Source organism: Photobacterium sp. TLY01, assembly GCF_021432065.1.
GTDB classification, from domain to species: Bacteria; Pseudomonadota; Gammaproteobacteria; order Enterobacterales; family Vibrionaceae; genus Photobacterium; species Photobacterium halotolerans_A.
In genome coordinates this window covers 594,580-615,974 of the sequence record NZ_CP090365.1, presented here as the reverse complement: position 1 = coordinate 615,974, position 21,395 = coordinate 594,580, and the positions used below count along the sequence as shown (strand labels likewise).

23 protein-coding genes and 2 pseudogenes are annotated in these 21,395 nt (G+C 49.8%); 17 read left to right on the top strand and 8 right to left on the bottom strand.

Annotation, left to right across the window (positions count from 1 at the left end; translation table 11 throughout):
• The first annotated feature begins 7 nt into the window (after window positions 1-7).
• The 6 genes from LN341_RS18295 to arsJ all read left to right on the top strand — a co-directional run bounded on the left by LN341_RS18295 (window position 8) and on the right by arsJ (window position 6,799).
• Window positions 8-1,048 carry an OmpA family protein gene (locus LN341_RS18295; protein WP_046220038.1) on the top strand — a complete coding sequence of 347 codons (1,041 nt, stop codon included), beginning with the start codon at window positions 8-10 and terminating at the stop codon, window positions 1,046-1,048.
• The gene (locus tag LN341_RS18290) at window positions 1,045-3,378 is read left to right on the top strand and encodes an Ig-like domain-containing protein (protein WP_234206518.1); all 2,334 of its coding nucleotides are present in this window, start codon (window positions 1,045-1,047) and stop codon (window positions 3,376-3,378) included. Before LN341_RS18295 ends, LN341_RS18290 begins: the two co-directional genes overlap by 4 nt.
• A gap of 220 nt (window positions 3,379-3,598) precedes the next feature.
• Window positions 3,599-3,940, top strand: coding sequence for a helix-turn-helix transcriptional regulator (locus LN341_RS18285; RefSeq protein WP_046220039.1), 342 nt, complete (start codon window positions 3,599-3,601; stop codon window positions 3,938-3,940).
• 17 nt (window positions 3,941-3,957) lie between these two features.
• Window positions 3,958-4,959: an ArsJ-associated glyceraldehyde-3-phosphate dehydrogenase gene (locus LN341_RS18280; protein ID WP_046220040.1), complete on the top strand. Its 1,002-nt coding sequence runs from the start codon at window positions 3,958-3,960 to the stop codon at window positions 4,957-4,959.
• Between the two features lie 13 nt (window positions 4,960-4,972).
• The gene (locus LN341_RS18275) at window positions 4,973-5,470 is read left to right on the top strand and encodes a cyclin-dependent kinase inhibitor 3 family protein (RefSeq protein ID WP_234206517.1); all 498 of its coding nucleotides are present in this window, start codon (window positions 4,973-4,975) and stop codon (window positions 5,468-5,470) included.
• Between the two features lie 93 nt (window positions 5,471-5,563).
• Window positions 5,564-6,799, top strand: coding sequence for an organoarsenical effux MFS transporter ArsJ (arsJ, locus tag LN341_RS18270; RefSeq protein ID WP_046220042.1), 1,236 nt, complete (start codon window positions 5,564-5,566; stop codon window positions 6,797-6,799).
• Between the two features lie 25 nt (window positions 6,800-6,824).
• On the opposite strand, the gene LN341_RS18265 is transcribed toward arsJ, so the two are convergent.
• Both LN341_RS18265 and LN341_RS18260 read right to left on the bottom strand, forming a co-directional pair.
• Entirely contained in the window at window positions 6,825-7,664 is an 840-nt protein-coding gene (locus LN341_RS18265; protein WP_255783155.1) for a sulfurtransferase, read from the bottom strand.
• A 125-nt stretch (window positions 7,665-7,789) separates the two neighbouring features.
• Window positions 7,790-8,665: a patatin family protein gene (locus LN341_RS18260; protein ID WP_234206515.1), complete on the bottom strand. Its 876-nt coding sequence runs from the start codon at window positions 8,663-8,665 to the stop codon at window positions 7,790-7,792.
• 292 nt (window positions 8,666-8,957) lie between these two features.
• Between LN341_RS18260 and LN341_RS18255 the strand changes: the two genes are divergently transcribed.
• From LN341_RS18255 to LN341_RS18240, 4 genes are all read left to right on the top strand, one after another.
• Window positions 8,958-9,266: a DUF1330 domain-containing protein gene (locus LN341_RS18255; protein ID WP_046220045.1), complete on the top strand. Its 309-nt coding sequence runs from the start codon at window positions 8,958-8,960 to the stop codon at window positions 9,264-9,266.
• Between the two features lie 108 nt (window positions 9,267-9,374).
• Window positions 9,375-9,713 (top strand): Fis family transcriptional regulator, encoded by a 339-nt coding sequence (locus tag LN341_RS18250; RefSeq protein WP_234206514.1) that lies wholly within the window; start codon window positions 9,375-9,377, stop codon window positions 9,711-9,713.
• Window positions 9,714-9,958: 245 nt separating this feature from the next.
• Complete coding sequence (locus tag LN341_RS18245) at window positions 9,959-10,294, top strand: hypothetical protein (RefSeq protein ID WP_144409021.1); 336 nt, start codon at window positions 9,959-9,961, stop codon at window positions 10,292-10,294.
• Between the two features lie 95 nt (window positions 10,295-10,389).
• A complete protein-coding gene (locus tag LN341_RS18240) occupies window positions 10,390-10,776 on the top strand; it encodes a hypothetical protein (protein WP_234206513.1) in 387 nt (128 codons plus the stop codon).
• 88 nt (window positions 10,777-10,864) lie between these two features.
• Here the strand turns inward: LN341_RS18240 and LN341_RS18235 are convergent, their stop codons facing one another.
• On the bottom strand, window positions 10,865-11,125 hold the full coding sequence (locus LN341_RS18235; protein WP_046220048.1) for a hypothetical protein: 261 nt from the start codon (window positions 11,123-11,125) through the stop codon (window positions 10,865-10,867).
• A 64-nt stretch (window positions 11,126-11,189) separates the two neighbouring features.
• Window positions 11,190-11,744 carry a serine protease gene (locus LN341_RS18230; RefSeq protein WP_255783151.1) on the bottom strand — a complete coding sequence of 185 codons (555 nt, stop codon included), beginning with the start codon at window positions 11,742-11,744 and terminating at the stop codon, window positions 11,190-11,192.
• Window positions 11,745-11,796: 52 nt separating this feature from the next.
• Between LN341_RS18230 and LN341_RS18225 the strand changes: the two genes are divergently transcribed.
• From LN341_RS18225 to LN341_RS18205, 5 genes are all read left to right on the top strand, one after another.
• On the top strand, window positions 11,797-12,897 hold the full coding sequence (locus tag LN341_RS18225) for an ISAs1 family transposase (RefSeq protein WP_234204133.1): 1,101 nt from the start codon (window positions 11,797-11,799) through the stop codon (window positions 12,895-12,897).
• A gap of 1,443 nt (window positions 12,898-14,340) precedes the next feature.
• Window positions 14,341-14,946 (top strand): nucleoside deaminase, encoded by a 606-nt coding sequence (locus LN341_RS18220; RefSeq protein WP_234206511.1) that lies wholly within the window; start codon window positions 14,341-14,343, stop codon window positions 14,944-14,946.
• Window positions 14,947-14,982: 36 nt separating this feature from the next.
• Window positions 14,983-15,444 (top strand): GNAT family N-acetyltransferase, encoded by a 462-nt coding sequence (locus tag LN341_RS18215; RefSeq protein WP_234206510.1) that lies wholly within the window; start codon window positions 14,983-14,985, stop codon window positions 15,442-15,444.
• A 135-nt stretch (window positions 15,445-15,579) separates the two neighbouring features.
• Window positions 15,580-16,104 carry a DUF2937 family protein gene (locus tag LN341_RS18210; protein WP_234206509.1) on the top strand — a complete coding sequence of 175 codons (525 nt, stop codon included), beginning with the start codon at window positions 15,580-15,582 and terminating at the stop codon, window positions 16,102-16,104.
• Between the two features lie 133 nt (window positions 16,105-16,237).
• Window positions 16,238-16,609 (top strand): VOC family protein, encoded by a 372-nt coding sequence (locus LN341_RS18205; protein WP_234206508.1) that lies wholly within the window; start codon window positions 16,238-16,240, stop codon window positions 16,607-16,609.
• A 234-nt stretch (window positions 16,610-16,843) separates the two neighbouring features.
• Here LN341_RS18205 and icmH read toward each other — a convergent pair whose 3' ends face one another.
• Window positions 16,844-17,563 (bottom strand): type IVB secretion system protein IcmH/DotU, encoded by a 720-nt coding sequence (icmH, locus tag LN341_RS18200; protein ID WP_234206507.1) that lies wholly within the window; start codon window positions 17,561-17,563, stop codon window positions 16,844-16,846.
• Window positions 17,564-17,590: 27 nt separating this feature from the next.
• On the opposite strand from icmH, the pseudogene LN341_RS18195 reads away from it, so the two are divergent.
• Both LN341_RS18195 and LN341_RS18190 read left to right on the top strand, forming a co-directional pair.
• Window positions 17,591-18,492 (top strand): annotated as a pseudogene (locus LN341_RS18195) (ISAs1 family transposase); the annotation flags it as partial.
• 32 nt (window positions 18,493-18,524) lie between these two features.
• A pseudogene (locus LN341_RS18190) lies at window positions 18,525-18,626 on the top strand (IS481 family transposase); the annotation flags it as partial.
• Between the two features lie 296 nt (window positions 18,627-18,922).
• Here LN341_RS18190 and LN341_RS18185 read toward each other — a convergent pair.
• The 3 genes from LN341_RS18185 to LN341_RS18175 form a co-directional block, all read right to left on the bottom strand.
• Complete coding sequence (locus LN341_RS18185; RefSeq protein ID WP_046220066.1) at window positions 18,923-19,345, bottom strand: organic hydroperoxide resistance protein; 423 nt, start codon at window positions 19,343-19,345, stop codon at window positions 18,923-18,925.
• A 206-nt stretch (window positions 19,346-19,551) separates the two neighbouring features.
• Entirely contained in the window at window positions 19,552-20,763 is a 1,212-nt protein-coding gene (locus LN341_RS18180) for a cyanate transporter (RefSeq protein WP_234206506.1), read from the bottom strand.
• A complete protein-coding gene (locus LN341_RS18175) occupies window positions 20,760-21,242 on the bottom strand; it encodes a nucleoside deaminase (RefSeq protein ID WP_234206505.1) in 483 nt (160 codons plus the stop codon). Before LN341_RS18175 ends, LN341_RS18180 begins: the two co-directional genes overlap by 4 nt.
• Between the last annotated feature and the right edge of the window lie 153 nt (window positions 21,243-21,395).

The window sequence follows — 21,395 nt, the reverse complement described above, 5'->3', positions numbered from 1 at the left end:
ATAGGTAATGAATCAGAGCACAAAATTTTCCCTTTCATGTGTTGTACTAAGTACTTTATGTATCTCTCTCGCGAATGCTTCTGAGCACCGGGCCGGGCTCCGCGCCAGTTACACGTTTGCTGATGGTGCCTGTGAAAGCCATCACATCAGCTGTGATGATGATGCGCCTGGTGCAGGGATTTTCTATAACTACGCCTGGACTCCGCGCTGGGAGCTGGAAGTGGCCTACGACTATTACGGCCAGTTCGATGCCACTTATCCGGCGCTGGATGACCCTTCAGTTGGCGCCGATTATGAAGGGGATGTGTTGGGACTGTCAGCCTCTCTGGGCTACCGCTATCCGGTCTCGGATGTGGTGTCTGTGGTCGGTAAAGCCGGCGTGATGGCCTGGCATGTCTCCAGCGATGGGAAAGAAATTGCAGGCACTGTCTCGAACGACGAAGATGGCTTCTCCCCCATTGTCGGTGTCGGCGTTGACTGGGACTTTACACCGCGCTGGCGAACCGGGCTCAGCTATCAGTTTGCCAATAATGTCGGCGACGATGGCACGGCTGGCGCCGATCTTCACACCCTGATGCTGGGCATCAGCTATCGGTTTTCAGGCAATGATCCGCAGCCTGTGGCCGTGGTTGAGCCCGAACCGGCACCTGTTCCACCGCCTGTCACTCAGGAAGCCTTTACCCTGCAGGTGGATGGGACTCAGTCCAATGCCATTTTCGAATTCAATTCAGCCAAACTCCGCCCCGATATGACCTCCACATTCCAGCCGATGCTGAATCACCTGAATCAGTATCCGGAAGCCATGCTGCGCGTGGAGACCCATACCGACGATGTTGGCTCGGAAGACTACAACATGAAGCTGTCTGAACGCAGGGCGCAAAGTGTTGTGCAGTATTTTGAACAACAGGGAATTACCCCTGACCGTATCAGCTACGAAGCGTTTGGCGAAACCAAGCCGCTGGTCAGTAATGACACCCCGGCTAACCGTGCCATGAACCGACGCGTTGTACTGACTTCTCCTCAGTTTACAAGGAAGGCAATCCAATGAAGAACAACATTTGCCGGTATTTCACACTCTGGCTGAGTATTTTTCTCATGACGCTGACCCTGGCAGGTTGCGGCGGAGAAGGGAGCGGTCTGCCCAGCCAGAAAGAGAACAACACCAGCGCCGTAGATAAGGGCGGTAAAACAGTCCGCAATCTGGAGATCATCCCCAGCGCGAATACAGCCGAAGCAGGCAGTTCCCTGAGTTTTACCGTGAATGCCATTCACGCTGACGGCGATAAAAAAGAGGTCACTCAGGACGCACAATGCACCAGCAGCGATGAGTCAGTGGCCATCATCAGTGGCAAAGGGATGATCCAGGCTATTGCCGCCGGTGAAACCACCATTTCCTGCAGTTATGCCGGGGTCAGTGGTGGCAGCATCGTGATTACGGTGACGGGCGGCCATACAGTCAGTCAGCTGCAAATCACTCCCGGACAGACATCAGCAGCGGCAGGCACTCAGGTGCAATTTACCGCGCTGGCTTACTATCACGATGGCAGCCGTGAAGATGTCACCAGCCAGACTACCTGGAATACCACAGATGCCAGTACGGTCGAGGTGGACGCCAACGGTATGGCTTCCGCCAAGGCCTCCGGGTCAGCAACGGTCACCGGTCAGTTTGAAGGGGTGAACAGCAATCAGGCAGCGGTGACAGTGACCACAGCCACACTGAGTTCAATTCATCTCTCGCCTGCCACGGCATCCTTGGTACAAGGCACACAACAGCAGTTTACTGCCACAGGCCACTTCTCCGACGGTTCAACACAAGATTTAACCGCACAGGTGACCTGGAACAGCGACAACACAGCTGCCGCCACCATCTCAGCCTCAGGATTAGCGGAAGGCGTTGCCGCAGGGTCTAGCGGTATAACCGCCAGTTTCGGTGGCACAACCAGTGCGCCTGTGAATCTCACAGTGACAGCGGCTACAGTTGATTCAGTGCAAGTAACACCCGCTAACCTGAGTCTGGCCAAAGGCACCAGCCGGGCCTATACCGCCATCGCGCATTTTGATAACAACACCTCGCAGGATGTCAGTGCGCAAGCAACATGGAGCAGCAGCGATACCGCTGTCGCGACCGTGTCCGGAACCGGGGTTGTCAGTACACTCGCGACGGGATCTGCCGTGATCACGGCCAGCTTTGGCGGGACAGTCAGCAACAACGCAAATCTGACGATCACTGAAGCCACCGTGCTGTCTGTCACCATTGCACCGGAAACGGCCAGTATTGCCAACGGCACCACCCAGCAGTTTACTGCCACCGCCAAGTTCTCTGATGGCAGCATCCTGGATGTGACGGATCAGGTGAGCTGGAAAAGTGGTGATACCAGTGTCGCCACCCTGTCGGCCACAGGTTTAGCCCATGCATTGGCAGAAGGAAGCACAGTCGTGACCGCCCATTATCAGGGCGTCGACAGCGCTGAGATTCCGCTCTCGGTCACGCCGGCAACCGTCAGCTCCATTGCTGTCAGCCCGGGTACCGCCAGTATTGCCAATGGCACCACCCAGCAGTTTACTGCCACAGCAACCTTCTCCGATGCCAGCACCCAGGATGTGACTCATCTGGTCAATTGGGTGAGTTCGGACACCAGTGTCGCCAGCATCAATCCCTCAGGTCTGGCGCAATCGTTAGCAATGGGCACAACACAGATCACAGCCAGCTATCAGGGCCAAACCAGCCCGGCCGTCCCCCTGGAAGTCACAGCTGCAACGGTCAACTCACTGGCAATCACGCCATCAACGGCAACCATCGCCAACGGTTTGACCCAGCAGTTCACCGCCACAGCCACCTTCACGGACGCGTCCACTCAGGATGTCACGGATCTGGTGAGCTGGGTGAGCAGCGATACCAGTGTCGCAACCATCACTGCTGACGGTCTGGCGCAGGGCGTCTCCGAAGGATCTGCAACGATTAGCGCGAACTATGAGGGTAGCTCGGATACGGCAACCCTGACGGTTGGTCCTGCGGAGTTACTGCGTGTTCGGATCGAATCGGATCACTCAGGCAGTCTGGCCATTGAGTTACTGGGTTCAGATATTTTCACGGTCTCAACCCATGCCTACTATTCCGATGGTACCAAGCTGCAGGTGGATAACAGCAACGTGACTTATCACGTCTCTGCAGCGTCCTTGCTCGCTGTCAGCACCGAAGGTGTCGTTAACCTGCTTGCTGGCGTGCTGACAGACGTACTGATCACTTCGACCGCCGACATGTCAGGCACTGATGTAGACAGTGAAAATGCCATCATCATCAATTGTCTGGCTACCGTGCCAGGGGTTCTGTCGGTCTGTACCGTCAACTCTGTTGAGAAAAGTGATTTAGAAATGTAACCCCACTTTAGCCCGCTGACACCAGCGGGCTTTTCTTTCCGGGACATCCTGTCTCACGCCGTCTTTGCCTGCCCCCGCTCAATCCTTGCATACAGCCAGTCTCCCAGTTACCCAGTGAACCAGTCCGCCAATATGAAGATTTGATGACATCCGCTTCACAGGGATTGACCGAACGCTTCATCAGACTAAGATATACGGAAATTCGAATATGGTTATAAGCATGCTCCCTCATCAATTTTTTAAACTGCTGGCAGATGAAACCCGTGTGCGTTGCTTACGGCTCATTGTGAAAGAACAGTGCCTGTGTGTGGCCGAACTGACAGAAGCCCTGCAGGTCAGCCAACCGAAAATGTCGCGCCACCTGGCTGTGATGCGCGCCAGCGGATTACTGGTTGATGTCAGGCAGGGCCAATGGGTGTTCTACCGGTTAACCGAGGATCTGCCCGGCTGGATGCGAAAACAAATTTACGGACTGGTGGATTCAAACTGCTTAGAGCAGGAATACCAACAGGACAGTGAACGACTCATGGCAATAAAACAACGACCCGTTTGTTGCCAATAATGCAGGAAGAGCGAAATATGACGATCAAAGTAGGGATTAATGGTTTTGGCCGCATCGGCCGTCTGGCACTGCGCGCAGCGTTTGACTGGCCAGAGCTGGAATTTGTCCAGATTAACGATGTTGCCGGTGATGCCGCAACCCTGGCCCATCTGCTGGAATTCGATTCCGTGCAGGGTCGCTGGCACCATGAAGTGAAGGCAGAAGACAATCACATTGTCATCAATGGCAAAGCCATCGCGGCCACGCAGGAAAAAGCGATTGATGCCGTCGACTGGTCTGCTTGCGACGTGGTCATCGAAGCCACAGGCAAACACCGCAACACCGAGTATCTGAATCAATATCTGGCGCAGGGTGTGAAGCGTGTCGTCGTGTCAGCACCGGTGAAAGAAGCAGGCATCGCCAATATTGTGGTGGGCGTGAATGATCATATCTTCGACCCTGAACAACACCGCATTGTCACAGCGGCCTCCTGTACCACCAACTGTATCGCCCCTGTGGTCAAAGTGATCCATGAAAAACTGGGGATTGAGCAGTCAATTTTTACCACGATTCATGATTTAACCAATACCCAAACCATTCTGGATGCACCACACAAAGATCTGCGCCGCGCCCGTGCCTGTGGCATGAGCCTGATCCCGACCACCACAGGATCGGCCTCGGCTATCGTGGAGATCTTCCCGGAACTGAAAGGCAAAATTAACGGCCATGCCGTGCGTGTCCCGCTGGCCAATGCGTCGCTGACCGACATCATTTTCGACGTCAAACGCGACACCACCGCCGAAGAAGTCAATCAGCTGCTGAAAGACGCTTCCCAGGGCGAACTGCAGGGTATTTTAGGCTATGAAGACCGCCCGCTGGTGTCGATCGACTATAAAGGCGATCAGCGCTCAACCATCGTCGATGCGTTATCGACCATGGTGGTTGGCAAACGCATGGTGAAAATCTATGCCTGGTATGACAACGAAATGGGTTACGCCACCCGCACGGCGGAACTGGTGCGTAAAGTCGGACAAGCATAAGGGAGCCATGACAATGACACATCCAACCTGGACTTTACCCGTCACCGAGACCAGCGCACTGGTACTGACACCCTGCCCCGGCACCAAAGGCGTTGCTCTGGCAGACAGCCTGAATCAGCTGAAAGCACAGGGGGTACGCGCTGTCGTGACCGCCATCAATGCGCAGGAAATGACAGACAAAGACGTGGCTGATTTGGGCCAGCTTGTTGAACAGTCTGGCATGCTGTGGGCACACACCCCCATCGAAGATGATGCCGCGCCTGATCGCGAATTTGCGACACATTGGCAGGCAGCCAGCCCGCAATTGCATAAAATTATTGCAGAAGGGGGCAAGATCGCCCTGCATTGCATGGGAGGCTCTGGCCGCACCGGTTTACTTGCCGCGCACCTGCTGCTGGAAATGGGCTGGCCGTTGTCACGTATTATCGAAGCCGTTCAGGCGCTGCGTCCGGGCGCCTTTACCAAACCGGTCCAGGTCGACTACATCCGCCAGGTAGCGTCACAATCATAAACAGTGTTTCGCCGTTTCTCGCCAGCCTGCACATGCTTTGGTTTTACATCGCAGCGGGCAGTCGAAACGGCGAACAATACGAGTGTCGTGTCTATGTTTGCTAAATATTTCGCGCAATTCAGCCAGCCGGTCCGTCAGTATATGCTGGTGACCTTCAATTACTGGAATTTCACTGTGACCGACGGCGCGCTGCGTATGCTGGTCGTGCTCTATTTTTACGAGCTGGGTTATTCCACTCTGGCCATCGCCTCCCTCTTTCTCTTCTATGAATTTTTCGGCGTGGTCACTAACCTGGTCGGCGGCTGGCTGGGCGCCCGGCTGGGTCTGAACCGGACCATGAACATTGGTCTTGGCATGCAGATTGTTGCCCTGCTGATGCTGGCCGTGCCCAACCCGATGCTGACGATCCCTTGGGTCATGGCCGCACAGGCACTATCGGGAATCGCTAAAGATCTCAACAAGATGAGTGCCAAAAGCGCCATCAAAACACTGGTGCCGGACAACAAGCAAAGTGCGCTGTACCAGTGGGTTGCACTGATGACAGGGTCAAAAAACACCCTCAAAGGTGCCGGTTTCTTCCTCGGCGGTTTACTGCTCAGTATCATGGGTTTCCAGAATGCAGTGCTGACCATGGCGGGTGTGCTGGCACTGGTGTTCATCAGCAGTCTCCTGACGCTGAAAGCCGATATGGGCAAAGCGAAAAACAAGCCCAAATTTGCCGAGATGTTCTCGAAATCTGAAAGCGTCAACATCCTTTCTGCTGCCCGCATGTTCCTGTTCGGGGCGCGGGATGTCTGGTTTGTGGTTGCGCTGCCTGTGTATCTAGGCTCGGTGTTTGGCTGGAATCACAGTGCGGTCGGCGGCTTCATGGCAGCCTGGGTGATGGCGTATGGCTTTGTGCAGGGCTTCGCCCCCAAGCTGACTGGCAAGGCGCAGGGCAAAGTGCCGGACGGACAAGCCGCAACGCGCTGGGCGCTGCTGCTGGCTGTCATTACCGCAGGTATCGCTTACGGGGTGCAAATCCAATGGCAGCCGGAGCTGGTGATCATTGGTGGGCTGATGCTCTTTGGCGCCATCTTTGCGATTAATTCGTCGCTGCACTCATACCTGATCGTCAGCTACGCCAAAGACGATGGCGTCTCATTAGATGTCGGCTTCTACTACATGGCCAATGCTATGGGCCGTTTAATCGGCACAGTGCTCTCAGGCTGGGTCTTTCAGGTGGCTGGCCTGTCCGCCTGCCTGTGGGTGTCTTTCGTCTTTCTCGCCCTCACCACCCTGATCTCCCTGAAACTGCCTAAAATCCAGGCTTATCAGGTCATCTCTTAAACGCCATCATCAGCGAACCGAGACTCTAGGCAACGGGTAAATCGGTTCGCTGCCCCCACTCCGCCCAGGAGCCATCATAAACCGACAGGTTTCTGTACCCGCACAGATAAGCGGCCAACAGTCCAATGCAGGCAGTTACGCCGGAGCCACAGCTGAAGTACAGCCGGTCATCGGCGAACACCTGCTTTTGGGAAAATAACGCCTGTAATTTATCTGGATCTTTATACTGACCGTCTTCAATGAAACAGGCGAACGGAAGGTTTATCGCATGGGGAATATGCCCGCTTCTCAGTTCTGGACGTGGCTCTGGCTGTTGACCAGAAAACCGCCCAGCGGAACGCACATCGATAACATGATGCCCCGGCAGACCGGCTTTTGCTGCCAGTGCTCGCCAGTCAGCAATCCACGTGGTTCGATACTCCCCCTGCCAACCGTTGTTGCCACCGTTTCCACTCTCAGGAATGACAGGAGAAGCGACGACAGCCCTGCCTTCAGCGATCCACTTGGGCAAACCGCCGTCCAGCACATAGACCTGCTCGTGCCCCATCAGCTTAAACAGCCACCAGGCCCGAGGCGCTGAGTAAATACCTTTTGCATCGTAAATGACAATCACAGAATCCGACTCAATCCCCAGTTTGGAGACTTCTCGCTGAAATGCTTCATAATCCGGTGCGGTATGAGGCAGCGAACAAGCAACATCAGAAAACTGCCGCTCAAGATCAAACACGATGGCGCCGGGGATATACTGCCGTGAGGAAAAATCGGCATGATCACCCGTCACGCTTTTCATGGAAGCATCCAGAATCACCAGATTTGGCGATCCGCTTTTCCTTGCCAGCCAAGATGTTGAAACTAAAGGGAACATCATTTTCCTCAGGTAAACATGTGATTGAGTCATTTACACTCAATTTGAAATCATTCGGGTGAAAAAGACCATATGTAACTCTCAGTTACATGATTTTTTAGCCTTGATTGTGATGAAACTGCTTCTCACAGGCAAAACTGACAGTTTTCATCATGCGCCCCATTCAGTGACTTCCGGCGATGAATATGCAGCATGCCTTCTTTGAGGCCCATCTGATAGCCTTCATCCAGGGCGGATTTACGCATGGTCAAACGCTTCACGCTAAAGTTCTCAGGTGGCGCAATGACCCGAATTGTGGCATCTGCCGGCGGTTGACGGATGAATTCCAGCGAAGCGTTATAGTTATCAGCACGTTTGATCATGGCCGAAGCTATCTGTGGCTGACGGGCAAAGACTTTTTTCATCATCCAGGGGTATTTTGCCGGTTTCATCTGATAGCTGAGCGGATGTGACAAAATCACTGTGATATCCCTTGCACCGCGGCGGTAGGCCTCCCGCACCGGGATCGAATCTGCTACGCCACCATCGGTATAACAGCCACCAGCAAAACAGGGTGTCGCTTTATAGGCGATCGGCAGCGCGCTGGTCGCTTCCATCACATCGCTGACGTTAGATGGGCTCACGTTGTAATAATCAGCCGTGCCCGTGTTGATATTGGTGGCTGCAGCAATCAGCGCAGTTTTCCCGAACAGTTTGTGCTGATCAAGTGGATAAAGCCGCAATGATTCATCGATCAGCCACCGCACATCCACCAAATTGCCACCTTTCAGAAAACGAGCAGGATTGTAAAACCGCTTGTCGGTTGCTAACTGCGTAATCACGCGATAACTGCGCTTGGGCTGATTTGCCAGATACCCCAGCAAGTTCGATGCGCCCGCTGAAACACCAATGGCCAGATCGTAAGGGTTATAGTTGTCGTCCATAAAGGCATCCAGTACCCCGCTGGCAAAAATACCCCGCATCGCACCGCCTTCCACCACTAATGCTGTCTTCTGATTCATAAACTGCTAACCAACTGATTTAAATTAGATAAAGAGTACCTAAAGTTGTTCAGGCAGGGTAATTGAAATCACGGATTGTTCAGATAGGAGCAAGCTATGAGTACGCAACGGATCATGAGCAATCGTTTCCAACGGAACAGCCGCTGCTTTCATCAAGACACAGCCGGTCCTGTTCACATTCCGGATAATGCCCAAGGTATTCCTTGAGCAAACTCTGAATCTTCACTCAACCGGCTATGCTTTCCCGAAGGATTACTCTAGGGTTTCAGACACACACAGAAAAGGAAATCCCATGTCTTTTGAAATGCTGCTCGCGCTTGATGTCGCGAATGATGAAATTTACGCACAATACAGACGCGAAATAGCCCCCATTTTATCGCGCTATCACGGCAGCTTTGGCTACGATTTTAAAGTCTCAGAAGTATTGATTTCGCAGGTATCCGCATCCATCAATCGTGTTTTCTCAATTCGCTTTCCCAGTGAAGACATGAAAAATCAATTCTTTCACGACAAAGAGTATCTCACGGTAAAACAACACTATTTTACGCCGTCGGTCCGGGCCACGACCCTCATCGCCAGCTACGAGAAACCGGACAACTGAAACCCTACTGGCACTTTTATTGTGCTGTTCAAAACGTTAACGTATCGTCCTTCCGGCAAACAGTGCGGTAAACAAAACATCCAACTTACCGCCCTCAACGAGACAAACATGCGAAAGACCGATAAAAAAACGGACAATCAAATCAGAATCGTACTGACCGAAGTGTGTGACCATGCGCTGGCGGCTTACCCCGGCTTTCAGTGGCTGACCCATCTGGTCGATTATTCGCACTTTCCCGAAAGCCTGAAAGTGGTTTGCGTATTCGATACCAATACGAACCTGTCACATTTTTATGAGGCAGGCAAACCTGGGCTCGACGCCTTCATCGTGACAAAACTAGCAACGATTGGCATCCGCCTGAGCAAGCCGTCTGCCCAGATCGCGTATGACACCGAAGAAAATTGCGAACGAGAAAACAAGGGAAAGTGGGCACACCGTTTGGGATGAATAAAACAGGTTTTGCGCTGCAGGCGACTTGTCCCGATTATCACGAACAAAGAAGATGTCCTTGCGGTGTATGATGGCCCGCCGGACATTTATCCCCCACCCCCCAAAAAAAGCAACATGTTGCGTAAGCGCACAAAAATGAAACCATTCAGCACGAAATACATGAAAAGTTGCAATAAATCAGGATAATGCGGCCAAATTATGGATTATTTACTCGGGTTGACATCCATTGCACGGGAAACAAGATGTTTATTAAGCAAGCCTGGAACGGTCAGATTGCTGTCTGGAAAGCCGTCGTTTTGGTCAGTTTAGGCGGACTTGCCCTAACACTAGTGGTCAGTATCGGGGTAAGCCTTGCGCTGCTTTTTCTGGTTAAGTCGGGTTTGATGTATTTCAATCATGTCGCAATTCACACCGTCTTCTTTTCTTTTATTCTTTCAGCATTTGGCATATTTGCCGTTCGTTCACTATGGCTTTGTGCAGCCAATCCAAAAGGAAAAATCAGCCATGCACTCGTCAGGTTCTGGGCCATCATACTGGGCGCTTACATTTTTGCGGTTCTCATGCACGTCAATAACTGATTTCAAGTAAACGGGGACGTACCGAAACTGCCATCATGGTTTATTTCCCCGTCCGTTCGCCGTCATCAATCAACAATAAAGAAAAAGAGACAAAAATGGACTCTGCCCAAAAATTTTCAATATGTAGTCAGTATTTCACTTATGGAAGCGATCAATACAGATTATCAAGAATTAAAAATGCGAGAGTAAAAGTAAATACACTGAAAGATCACCTGCTCAGAGTACTCATTATCGGCATGATCGTTTCCAGCGTCATAGGGTTCATAGAGCCTTCAGGGATCGCTTGGATATTCATGCCGTTCGGGTTTATCACTGGCGCGCTGGCCGCTTTAGCCACTGCACGTAAATATGAGCTGCAGATTGAATTCGAGCACGCAGACGAAACCGGACTTCAGTGGATTAGCGTTGCAAAAGGTAATAAACAAACCGATATGGCAGTATTGTCAGAGCAGGTAAATAAGATACAGAAAAAGATTGCCTGAAATATCGCAATGGAGGTGGCGTTACACTGTACTGCAATGACTTGTTTGTATTGCCACTTTCCATTACACAGGAAGAATCAGAAAATACTCATTGGTCTGAAACCGTTTTTCGAGGCATATTTTGCAACGCATCTATTGTTTCATCAGAAGCGGTTAGCCATATCTGAACCGGAAATGATTCGAGTACTGTGACATCTTTAACCTCACCATTTTTTTCAAGCAACTGAACTTGAGCAAGTACCGGATCGTTTGCTTCAGCACTCCCCAAAATCATCACTCGCTTCCAATTATCTGTTGTGGAACAGGCTTGTATCATCATAAAAAGTACAATCGCAATGCATTTTTTCATGTCATTTTCTCAATAATGAAGCCCAACAATGTTGAGCTTCATGAAAAGTGTCTTTTCGGATGATTTAAGGATTATTGGCAATCCAGCTTTTGAGCGTATTGTAAACAGTACTGGTCAAACGTGTACCGCAGTTTCTCGTTGTAGAACCTGTGGTATGTATACCTCTGACATAATTATTACTGTCTTTAATACCACTGCCACTTTGGCCGCCAGCTGTATCGAGCGTATAACAAACCCTGTAGCTCGATATGGCAGAGGTCGAGCCGGAATCTGTCCACATTGTGCCTGTCGGTTTATCACCAGGATACCCCGTTACGCTATGTGTACCGTCAGAATAGGTTCCCCAACCTGAATGACCACCATGAGGTGCGCTATTAAGAACAATAATGGCATAGTCATAATTTGTATCACCGTTATTGTGCCAGGCTGTGGTCGTGACGGCATTTTTCCAGGTCGTCGTTCCCCAGGGCTTATACGAACCATTTTGACCGGCAGTAAAATTCAGTGATTTATACCAGGTTCCGGAACCATTGGAAACACAATGACCAGCCGTTAACACGTGTGTTTTCGTGATTAGTGTTCCCGTACAACCCACAGCAATCCCAGGGCGGGATCGCACTTTGTTAAAAACTATGATCTAATAAACGTAAACTCTTAACTAGCCTACGAAATTGAACCTTATTGAATATCTTTCTGTGGTGACAGAAAACCGCTCTGACATTAATCGAAAGCATGATCTTGTTGATGTCATCTTCCTTGTTATCAGTGCCATCACATCAGGTTGTGAAGGCTGGCAAGACATTGAAACTTATGGTGATGAGAAGCTTCACTGGTTGCGAAAGTACCGCCCGTTTACACATGGTATCCCGCGCCGACATACCATTGCTCGCATATTACGTTCGGTGGTGGCAGAGTCATTACTTGAAGCACTCGCTCTTTGGATTAATGACCAGCGAACGACTCAAAACAAGCCAGTCATCGCTTTTGATGGCAAGGTACTGCGTGGTGCCTATCGTGGCGATAAGAAAAACGCCTTACAGCTCGTCACTGCCTACGATACTGAACGTGGTTTAGTCCTTAGCCAAAAGCCAACTGAAAGCAAAAATGGTGAAATCAGTGTTGTGAGGCAACTACTTGATATAATTAATGTAAAAGGAAGTATCATCACGCTCGACGCTTTGCATTGTCAGCGCGAAACTCTCGAAAAAATTTCAGAGAAAAAAGCGCACATTGTCGTTCAAGTGAAAAACAACCAGCCAAAGCTTCGTGAAGCCGTTGTTTCTCAGTTTCAGGCGGTATTCGACGCACAAAAAGAGCAAGTTGTTACAGAAATTGTTCAAGAGCAACATGGTCGTAAAGAAGAGCGGTATGTTTTTCAGCTGAAGGCCAATTTACCCGACGATTTGAAAGAAAAGTGGCCGACGGTTCGAAGTATCATCGCCGTGGAGCGGCATCGTGTTATCAAAGGTAAAGGTAGCGTCGAAACGTCTTATTACGTGAGTTCATTGTCACCAAAGCATAAGCTTCTCGGGCATTATATTCGTCAGCATTGGCGTATAGAGAACAGCCAGCATTATGTGTTAGATGTTGTTTTAAAAGAAGATAGCTCACGAATAACCCTAGATGGTGCGGTTGAAAATATAGCGCTATTCAGGCGTTTTGTAATGAACATGCTAAAACAGTGTGACTGTGGCGCCCCAAGCCAAAAAGTAAAACTGAAAAAGGCTGCTTGGAGCGATGATTATCGGACAAGAGTTTTCTTCGGGCTATAAAGTGAGCAAAGTATGCTCCCGCCCTGACAGCAATCCGGCCATTATACAAATGCGGTACCGACGTTGTATTCGTCACTTTTACGCGATTATCCGCACCGATTACTTTCAGTGGTGATATCACATCGTTCGGAAGTGCCGGCACTGTCGCTTCGTGAGGCTCGGTCGAGAAAACACTCGAGTCAAATCCTTGCTCTTGCATAATTTTGACCGCTTGCTCCAAGAGCGCCAGAGTTTCTTCCGATAGATCAGCTTTAAATTGGGTTCCATCGGCAGAGACGGCTACAGCCCCCATCGCTGCCGCCCTTTCTGCCAAAGAGTAGTCTTGTTGCAATGAATATTCATTGGCTTCCGGGACATGAACTACATTGTCGCCTTCAATAAAAGTGGCTTCTTCATTCATTTTTACAAAATTATTCAGGTCATTTGCATGTGCGTTATTTATAAAAAGACCCGCAAGTGCAATAAACACCAGATTCCTTTTCATCATTCTGTATCCTGTTTATTAATATTCGTAGAGTGGTCAGTAATGCGAAATTATGTCAATAGCCAACTGTTCTCGCATTGATAACTATAGGCCACCATATACACGCCACTAAAAACAAGAATAAAAAAGCTCATCAAACATGAAAAGCAGAATATCAAGCAAAGAAATCAAAATAAAACAATGGTGAAAATACAAAATACAGATTAATGTATCGAATGAATTTCATTAAAATTAAAATAGCCACTAAACTTAGACCAATAACAAAGCTTAAAATCATTATTTACCTTTAACATTGTAAATAATGTATTTGTTCACTGAAAAATAAAAACGACCTTCAGACAAAGAAAAACACCACCCCAGCATTAACCATTAAAAACAATCATTTACATGAAACTCCAACATTTCAGGCCTGATATCACATTTCATTTACTGAAATCAGATGAAACAATAAAAACACATGAAGTTTAATGACTTATGCAAGACCTTTACTTTCCCTTCTTTAAAGGTTGCAAACAAAGATAAACAAATAAAATCACCTTCTTTTTATTAGCTTCAGTTTACGCACAGAATCATTGGTGTGTTTTCATTGCCAATATTGAGAAAACCATAAATACTGTCCACTTCCCCTTTAGCGTTTCATCCTGAAATGATGACAAATCAAGCCACGTCAATATAACCCTAACATTTCAATGACAACCATACCCGAACCATGCCTGACTTAATCATATTCAAAGCCGATGTGTGTTTTAATTGCCCCTCACCGGCTAGCCTGCTTTCACAGTACTCTTCCATTTTTTCGCGCATTGCTCCATGTGACAAAGTCAGCGCGTCCAAAAAACTCGCCATCAAAACTTTCGCATTGTCCAATAATGTGAGCCCGAGCAAATGAGCAATAAATGAACTGAAATAATCTGCAAAATCAGAGTTATACTTTCGAAACTCAATCTTGGAACAGAGAGATGGTTATGACGACCCTGCTGAATCAGCACTCAGATATCAATGAAGCCGCGCTTTGCGCGATCGCCCATATGCCAACGACCAGTTTGCCTGTGCTCATGGACCAGGATTTCGTAAGCAAATTATCCGATGCTGACTACATGCGCATTGCTGTCCTGCTGGCACAAAAAAGCTACGACGAAGGGGGCTGTCCGATTGGAGCGGTGATCATCCATAACCAGACCGGACACATAGTCGGTAAAGGCCACAACACGCTGGTTCAGGAAGATCACCCGTACAACCACGGTGAAACCTCTGCGATACGCGATGCTGGCCGGATAGATTTCAGCCAGACCACCTTGTTTACCAGCCTGAGTCCTTGCGACATCTGCGCGACGCTCTTATACATGCGTGGATTCCAGCGGGTTGTCGTCGGCGATGTGACCAATGCCTCAGGGAACGAAAACCTGTTACGGGAAAAAGGCATTCAGGTTGATATTCTGGAAGATCAGCAAGGAATCGCCCTTTACGCACAATTCCGACAAGAAAAACCAGAACAAGATCTTGAAGACTGGAAAGGGCTGTGTGCGGTTCATCCCAGTGCGCCCCCTAGCCCTGACTGGCAATAGCCTTACCGATCCGCTTTCAGGTAAAGGAGAATAGCCGTGGAAATTATCCGGTCCTGTCAGACCAGCGACTTAGCAGGCCTGCTTGAGCTCTACGCAGAACTGCGGCCGCATGACGCCACACTCCCTGGCCCGCAAGCGATGGAATGCTGGCAGCAACTACTGAACAGTCCGCACACCGAAATCATTGTTGCTGAGATTGATGGGAGGCTGGCATCGACCTGTCAGCTTGGCCTGGTGCCGACCCTGACGAATGGCGGTCAGCCTTTTGGCATCATTGAGCATGTGGTGACCTCGGCACCATACAGGCGGCAGGGACTGAGCCGGAAAGTCATTGAAAAAGCGCTGTCGCTGGCCTGGGAGATGGGATGCTATAAAGTCATGCTGCTCTCTGGAGAAAACCGGCCTGAGGCACACCAACTTTATGAGAAAATCGGATTTCAGTCGGGCATTGAGCGCGGGTTCGTGATCAAAAAACCAGTCAATCCCGATCCGGGCTGACTTGTGACGATGAGCACAGCGCACGCTTTACTATTAACAATCTCGCCGGGGAATCAGCTATAACAGACGAGGCTGGAACAGACCAGGTGAGCCAAAGATCGCTTTGCGCCACTTTAACCGAAAAAGGAACATCCCTTGGTAGGAAGAATTGTTGATAAATTGCTGTTTGGCATCATGTTGATCGCGGCGCTTCAGGTGCCTTTACTGGCCGATCACTATCAGCAATATCTCGCAGGATTATCTGAAGCCACACAATGGCAGGTTAATGGCTACGAGAACACCGCCAGACAATACGGTTATCCGGACGTCAATGCGATGATTGAACAACATCTGGCAAATACGGAAGCCAGTGTCAGAGCAGACGCCTTACAAAAACAAGCAACCCTGAGCCAGTACGAAGATCTGAAATCCGGTATGATCATTTTTGAGCATGGCACATTGATTGAAAAATCAGTGTACATGTTCGCACCTGCACGCTTTGACTGGTTAGAAAAAACTCTCGTCCATTTCAAGCCCGGCATTCCACTTTCGCTCAATGGCCTGATGTTTGGCGTCATGCTGGGATTAGCCGCCAATATTTTGCTTACCCTGCCGTTTACTTTGTTGTTCAGACGCAGACGTCGGAGCACACTGACCGCCAGACGGTCCGTGATATCGTGATGATAGACTTATCAGCTGATTCATTGATGCGTTGCACAATTTATCGCCGATAAACTGGACAGGTTTGCTATCTAAACCAGACTTACCTCGTAAACTTGATACCTGCTCTCACTTGGCCAGGAGGAAAATTCGCGTGATAAGTCATGTACTGTTAGGCACGAATGATTTACCCAGAGCTGAACGTTTCTACGACGCACTGCTGATGTTATTTGGCGCTAAAAAGACCATGAAAACCGAGCGTTCTGTCTTATGGCAAACCCAAAACGAAAGTGTGGGCATTGCCATCGGCCCCCCGCATAACGGACAAACCGCCACCAGCGGTAACGGCAGCATGATTGGCCTGCAGGCCAATTCTCCCGATATGGTCACAGCCATTTATCAAAAAGCCCTTGAGCTGGGTGGGACAGATGCAGGAGAGCCCGGCGAGCGTAAGCCTGGCGTGTTTGCCGCTTATTTCAGGGACCCGGATAACAACAAGCTGGGTGTGTTTTTTGTTCAGTGCTAATCGAGTTTTAACTCCCACTCACCAGGAAACCTGAACCCTTTACTATTTCGAAAATGAAGTGGCTGTATTTGACATTCCGCATCGTGAATCCCCTAAAGAAAACAGCCACTCACTTCCTGCCTGCGGCAGATGTATATTTACTGGTCACCGACGTCGCCGGATAAAACATGCGCTGTCGCATCTTCGATGTTTCATGCGGGAATCATTTCATGATCGCAAAGTAAACTTAACGGCTCAGCCAACCAGTTGATTAAATTTAAAATCGATAATCCAATACGTCGCGGAGTACATCCCGACCAGTAAAGCCAGTGTCACGCCAATAATCAATTTGGGTGCGATCACTCGCTTCAAAGGACGGCTAATCACAGCCGCTTTTAAATTGACTAACTGTAACTTTTCCTGATCCTGCAGTCGGTCTTCTTTGATCAACTGATAGATGGTTTCGGCTATATCCGCAATTTTTTCATTGCCTCGTTCGACACGCCCGAATTTCCCTTTAAAACCAACCTGCAACAGGAAGTATAAAAACTCGATCAGTTGTCTGTAACGTTTGGGATCTTGTCTCAGCCTGTCCAGAATCGTATAGAATTTATCACCACCTGACGTTTCATTATGAAACTCAGCAAGCAGGCTGTGTGTGCTCCAGTTACTTTTCTCCCCCCATTCCTGACTGTAAACCGCTTCATCAACGGCGGCACAAACACAATAACGCATCACCAACAACGAGGCCCTGTCTGTGTTTGCAAGAAGCAGTCGCTTTTCAGCATCCTGAATTTCCCTGCTGATTTTCTCACGTAGCAAGGTCGGATCATCTAACCAGGGAATTGAGGGAATACATGTCAGACACGCCAGTACCCAAGTAAACTCGTCAACCAGCTGATTAATCAGGGCAAGATCACGAACGTTTTTTGAACAAAATAGATCAGTTTGACGATCAGGGCTGGCTGTGATCATATACTCCCATTTTTACGGGAGTTCCTGATGCGTATCGATGCTTTTTCTCAATTCTTTTCAGTTATTCAAGACCCACGACAGTCAGCAAAAATATCGTACCCACTGTTCGACATTTTGTTTCTGACCGTATGCGCCACTATTGCAGGCATGGAGGGCTGGGAAGATATCGAAGACTTTGGCGAAGCTCACCTCGATTGACTACAGGACAAGGACTTTTTCGCCAGGTCATCCCAGTCCATGGCACTATTGCCAGGGTTGTTTATTCCATTGAACCTGACCAGTTTCAAGATTGCTTTTTAAAATGGATGCAGGCAACCAACGTCCATTCGAATGGCGAGCTTATTGCTATTGACGGCAAGGTGTTACGCAGCTCCTACAACCGAGAAGATCGGCAATCAACGCTCCACATGGTCAGTGCTTTTGCGACAGCCAACGGCGTTGTCATGGGACAAGTTAAAACCCAAGATAAGTCCAATGAAATCAACGCCATCCCTGAGCTGCTCAAGCTGTTAGATATCAAAGGTTGTCTTGTCTCTATCAATGCGATGAGTTGTCAAACCGATATCGCCAAGCAGGTAGTTGAGCAAGGTGGCGATTACCTATTGGCAGTCAAAGGCACCCAAAAAAGCCTGGCTAAAGCGGTACAAAAAGTATTGGCGTCATTGCTCGAAAAAAGCTCAGCGTGTGACATCAAGCGCAGACATGGGCGTATTGAAGCGCGCGAGTACCATGTCATGTCAGCGCAGGAGCTGACGACAGATTTCCCTGATTGGAAAGGGCTTCAAAGCATCGGTGTTGCTATTGGCTATCGTATTGACTCAACTGGGAAAGAGTTGCTGGAGTACCGCTACTACATTAGCTCTGCGGTGCTAACCCCCGAGCGTTTTGCTGATGCAGTCCGAGGTCACTGGGAAATCGAAAATCGCTTAATGAGATGCCTAGTCTTGCTTGACCACTACAGTCTGAAGAAGTATCTCAGCACTACGAGATCAAGAAAGAGCGGTTTCAAGAGCAGAATTACAAGCTCGATCTTCAGCTAAGAAAATTGAAACCATCTCTATGAATCACACAAATAAATAATGAACATTCAGATTCACCGAATTCATGTAGCAGTGCAGCCTTTCACGCTGAAGGTTTTTTAATATTCAAAGCGCTCGTTTGCTTCTTTAACCTATTTTTCAGAGCCACTGTCAGCCAGATTTAGAGATTCTCTGAGCATCGCTGTTTTCAATACGATCTAAACACAAATCTGACGCAGGTTTACTGAACCTCAGCTGATTCACTGTGTAGCGAGCACAACAAAAAAGGGCTGTAGAAGCCCTTTAAAAGTCATCGTAATACGTTACCGTACGAAGATTGTTATTTGATCACCAGCTCTACCCGCACATTGCCGCGCGTTGCATTTGAGTAAGGGCAGACCTGATGGGCTTTCTCAGCCAGTTGGGTGGCCGCTTCGCGATCCATTCCCGGCAGTGAAATGTGCAATTCAACATCAATCGCAAATCCAACACCGGCAGGATTTTCACCAATACCCACTTGTGCTGTCACACTTGGTTCGCCTGGCAATTTGATACTGTCCTGCGCCGCGACAAATTTCATTGCGCCGATAAAACAGGCGGAATAGCCTGCCGCAAATAACTGTTCCGGGTTCGTGCCGTCTCCACCCTGGCCACCCAGTTCCGTAGGTGTACTGAGTTTTACTTTCAGTTTACCGTCCGCTGACTCCGATGCTCCGTCACGGCCGCCAGTCGATGTTGCTTGTGTTGAATACAGAACTTTCATTACTTTTCTCCATTGAATGAATGCGATAGTTCAATGACGGTAGAACACATCCTGCAGGAAAGTTTCTTCGTGCCATGCCTGGCCTCTCTCCAATTGCCTGAACCGTCAAATTTTGCTGTAAAAATAACTGTAGCTGAGTCTCCGGGAAATGACGCTGTTGTCCATAGACCCAGTTGCGGGTTTTGTGCCGGAGTCCGGCACTGTGATCATCGTTGACCCGCAACCACAGGCTGCATCACCTGATCGTAATATTGCGGATTAAACCGCCAGTAAAGGCAAGCTGTGATCATGACCAGACCCAAATGCAACAGCCAGCCAGACACAAACGAGCCTGTCATATCATTGAATAAGGCAACTATCCAGGGAGTCAGGCCAGCAATCATAAACCCGCCGCCTTGCATCAGCGCGGCCAGTGTGCCCGCCTCTTCAGGGGCCTTGCTGTGGTCTAACGCCGTCACGATGATCAATGAAAAACTGCCTCCCAGCCCTGCCCCGCACATGCCGAGCCATAACATCGCCATCTCGCTCGGCCAGAGCGCCAGGCCACAAAACCCAGTGGCCTGCATCACCAGCGTCAGTATCAGCCACAGTCGCCTGTCCGTTTGCTTTCTTGCCAGTACCGGCAGTCCCACGGCGCTGAGCGCCTGACAAACAGACAACACCACAATCAGTGTTGCGCTTGTCGCGCGTTCCCAGCCCAGTGACTGATAATAAGGTGCCAGCCAGGCGACCAGTGTGGAATAACCACCATTGATCAAGCCAAAGGCAAGCATCAACGACCAGGTGCGGGGGCGATGCAACAAAACACGAACTTGCGTCATCGTCGGTCGGTTTGCCTGTACCCCGGCTAAATAACGCCAGCCCACCAGCATCGCGATAAAGACAGGTACAGCCAGTAGCCCTAACGATTGACGCCAGCTCAATCCAGTTTCCATGAGATGCGGGATGCTGTAAGCACCCAGTGCACCACCCACCATCAGACAAGCCGAATACACACCTGTAATGGGCGCCACCTGACGGGGAAACGAGGATTTAATCAAGCCGGGCATGGCTGACTGTACAAATGCCACGCCCGCGCCGCACAACACAGCCGTGAAGATGAGCGTCACGCCGTCCTGGACCCAAGTCCGTAACAAGCTTCCGAGGAACAGGAGCATCAGGGCAATGCACATCCCTTTCCGGGTTCCCCAGGCAGCCTGAAGTCCGGGAGAAACAAATGCACCAACGCCCATCAGCAGCATAGGTAACAGGGTCAGTAGCGACGCTGAATATACCGTCATGCCCAACTCAGACATAATGGTGTTCAGAATGGGACCGGGAGCCACCAGGAAGGGTCTGAGGTTCAGCCCGATTAAGACAATCAGTACGAGTATTATCCAGCCTGAACGAAGCTGGGAATATCTGGCAGCCGGTATCATGGCTGTGTATCAGGAAGTGAGTCAGCTGCCTGCCACTGGTGATACAGATGGTGCTCAGCTTCAACGGCAGCCGGGTCAGGTTGATGCGTGATCACCGCCCAGTTTTGCTGTTCAACAGGCGCAGACAACTCACGGGCAATCGCGGCGGTCGATAAGCCAAAGGGTTCCGCCTGTTCATTAGAGTAAGCAAACACTATCTCTGTCACGCCGGACATGCGCATCGCGGCTAAGCACATGGGGCAGGGCTGACCGCTGGCATATACTTGACAACCATCCAGCCGGGGGGATTTGAGCGCTTTACCCGCCTCACGCAGCGCCAGCAGCTCCGCGTGAGCCGTCGGATCACACTCGGCCTGCATCCGGTTTACCCCTGTCGCAATCACTTGTTGGTCTTTGACAACGACCGCGCCAAAGGGCCGTCCGCCTTCTTTCACGTTCTTCTCTGCCAATAAGATAGCTTGCGATAAAAATGGATTCATACTGCGCCTTTTACTTACGTGTGACGATTTCGGGAATCATTACTCAGGATAAACCGACACTATACGTATTGTTCTGAGTACTCTGAAATTAAATGATTCACTGGCAAGTATTCGAAAATCAAATACTGAGCATATTCTGCTCAGGCTCTCTCG

What these genes read in the sequence shown, in the direction of transcription:
- LN341_RS18295 (WP_046220038.1), top strand. Translation starts at nt 8, where the DNA reads ATGAATCAGAGCACAAAATTTTCCCTTTCATGTGTTGTACTAAGTACT.
- LN341_RS18290 (WP_234206518.1), top strand. Translation starts at nt 1,045, where the DNA reads ATGAAGAACAACATTTGCCGGTATTTCACACTCTGGCTGAGTATTTTT.
- LN341_RS18285 (WP_046220039.1), top strand. Translation starts at nt 3,599, where the DNA reads ATGCTCCCTCATCAATTTTTTAAACTGCTGGCAGATGAAACCCGTGTG.
- LN341_RS18280 (WP_046220040.1), top strand. Translation starts at nt 3,958, where the DNA reads ATGACGATCAAAGTAGGGATTAATGGTTTTGGCCGCATCGGCCGTCTG.
- LN341_RS18275 (WP_234206517.1), top strand. Translation starts at nt 4,973, where the DNA reads ATGACACATCCAACCTGGACTTTACCCGTCACCGAGACCAGCGCACTG.
- arsJ (WP_046220042.1), top strand. Translation starts at nt 5,564, where the DNA reads ATGTTTGCTAAATATTTCGCGCAATTCAGCCAGCCGGTCCGTCAGTAT.
- LN341_RS18265 (WP_255783155.1), bottom strand. Translation starts at nt 7,664, where the DNA reads ATGTTCCCTTTAGTTTCAACATCTTGGCTGGCAAGGAAAAGCGGATCG.
- LN341_RS18260 (WP_234206515.1), bottom strand. Translation starts at nt 8,665, where the DNA reads ATGAATCAGAAGACAGCATTAGTGGTGGAAGGCGGTGCGATGCGGGGT.
- LN341_RS18255 (WP_046220045.1), top strand. Translation starts at nt 8,958, where the DNA reads ATGTCTTTTGAAATGCTGCTCGCGCTTGATGTCGCGAATGATGAAATT.
- LN341_RS18250 (WP_234206514.1), top strand. Translation starts at nt 9,375, where the DNA reads ATGCGAAAGACCGATAAAAAAACGGACAATCAAATCAGAATCGTACTG.
- LN341_RS18245 (WP_144409021.1), top strand. Translation starts at nt 9,959, where the DNA reads ATGTTTATTAAGCAAGCCTGGAACGGTCAGATTGCTGTCTGGAAAGCC.
- LN341_RS18240 (WP_234206513.1), top strand. Translation starts at nt 10,390, where the DNA reads ATGGACTCTGCCCAAAAATTTTCAATATGTAGTCAGTATTTCACTTAT.
- LN341_RS18235 (WP_046220048.1), bottom strand. Translation starts at nt 11,125, where the DNA reads ATGAAAAAATGCATTGCGATTGTACTTTTTATGATGATACAAGCCTGT.
- LN341_RS18220 (WP_234206511.1), top strand. Translation starts at nt 14,341, where the DNA reads ATGGTTATGACGACCCTGCTGAATCAGCACTCAGATATCAATGAAGCC.
- icmH (WP_234206507.1), bottom strand. Translation starts at nt 17,563, where the DNA reads ATGATCACAGCCAGCCCTGATCGTCAAACTGATCTATTTTGTTCAAAA.
- LN341_RS18185 (WP_046220066.1), bottom strand. Translation starts at nt 19,345, where the DNA reads ATGAAAGTTCTGTATTCAACACAAGCAACATCGACTGGCGGCCGTGAC.
- LN341_RS18180 (WP_234206506.1), bottom strand. Translation starts at nt 20,763, where the DNA reads ATGATACCGGCTGCCAGATATTCCCAGCTTCGTTCAGGCTGGATAATA.
- LN341_RS18175 (WP_234206505.1), bottom strand. Translation starts at nt 21,242, where the DNA reads ATGAATCCATTTTTATCGCAAGCTATCTTATTGGCAGAGAAGAACGTG.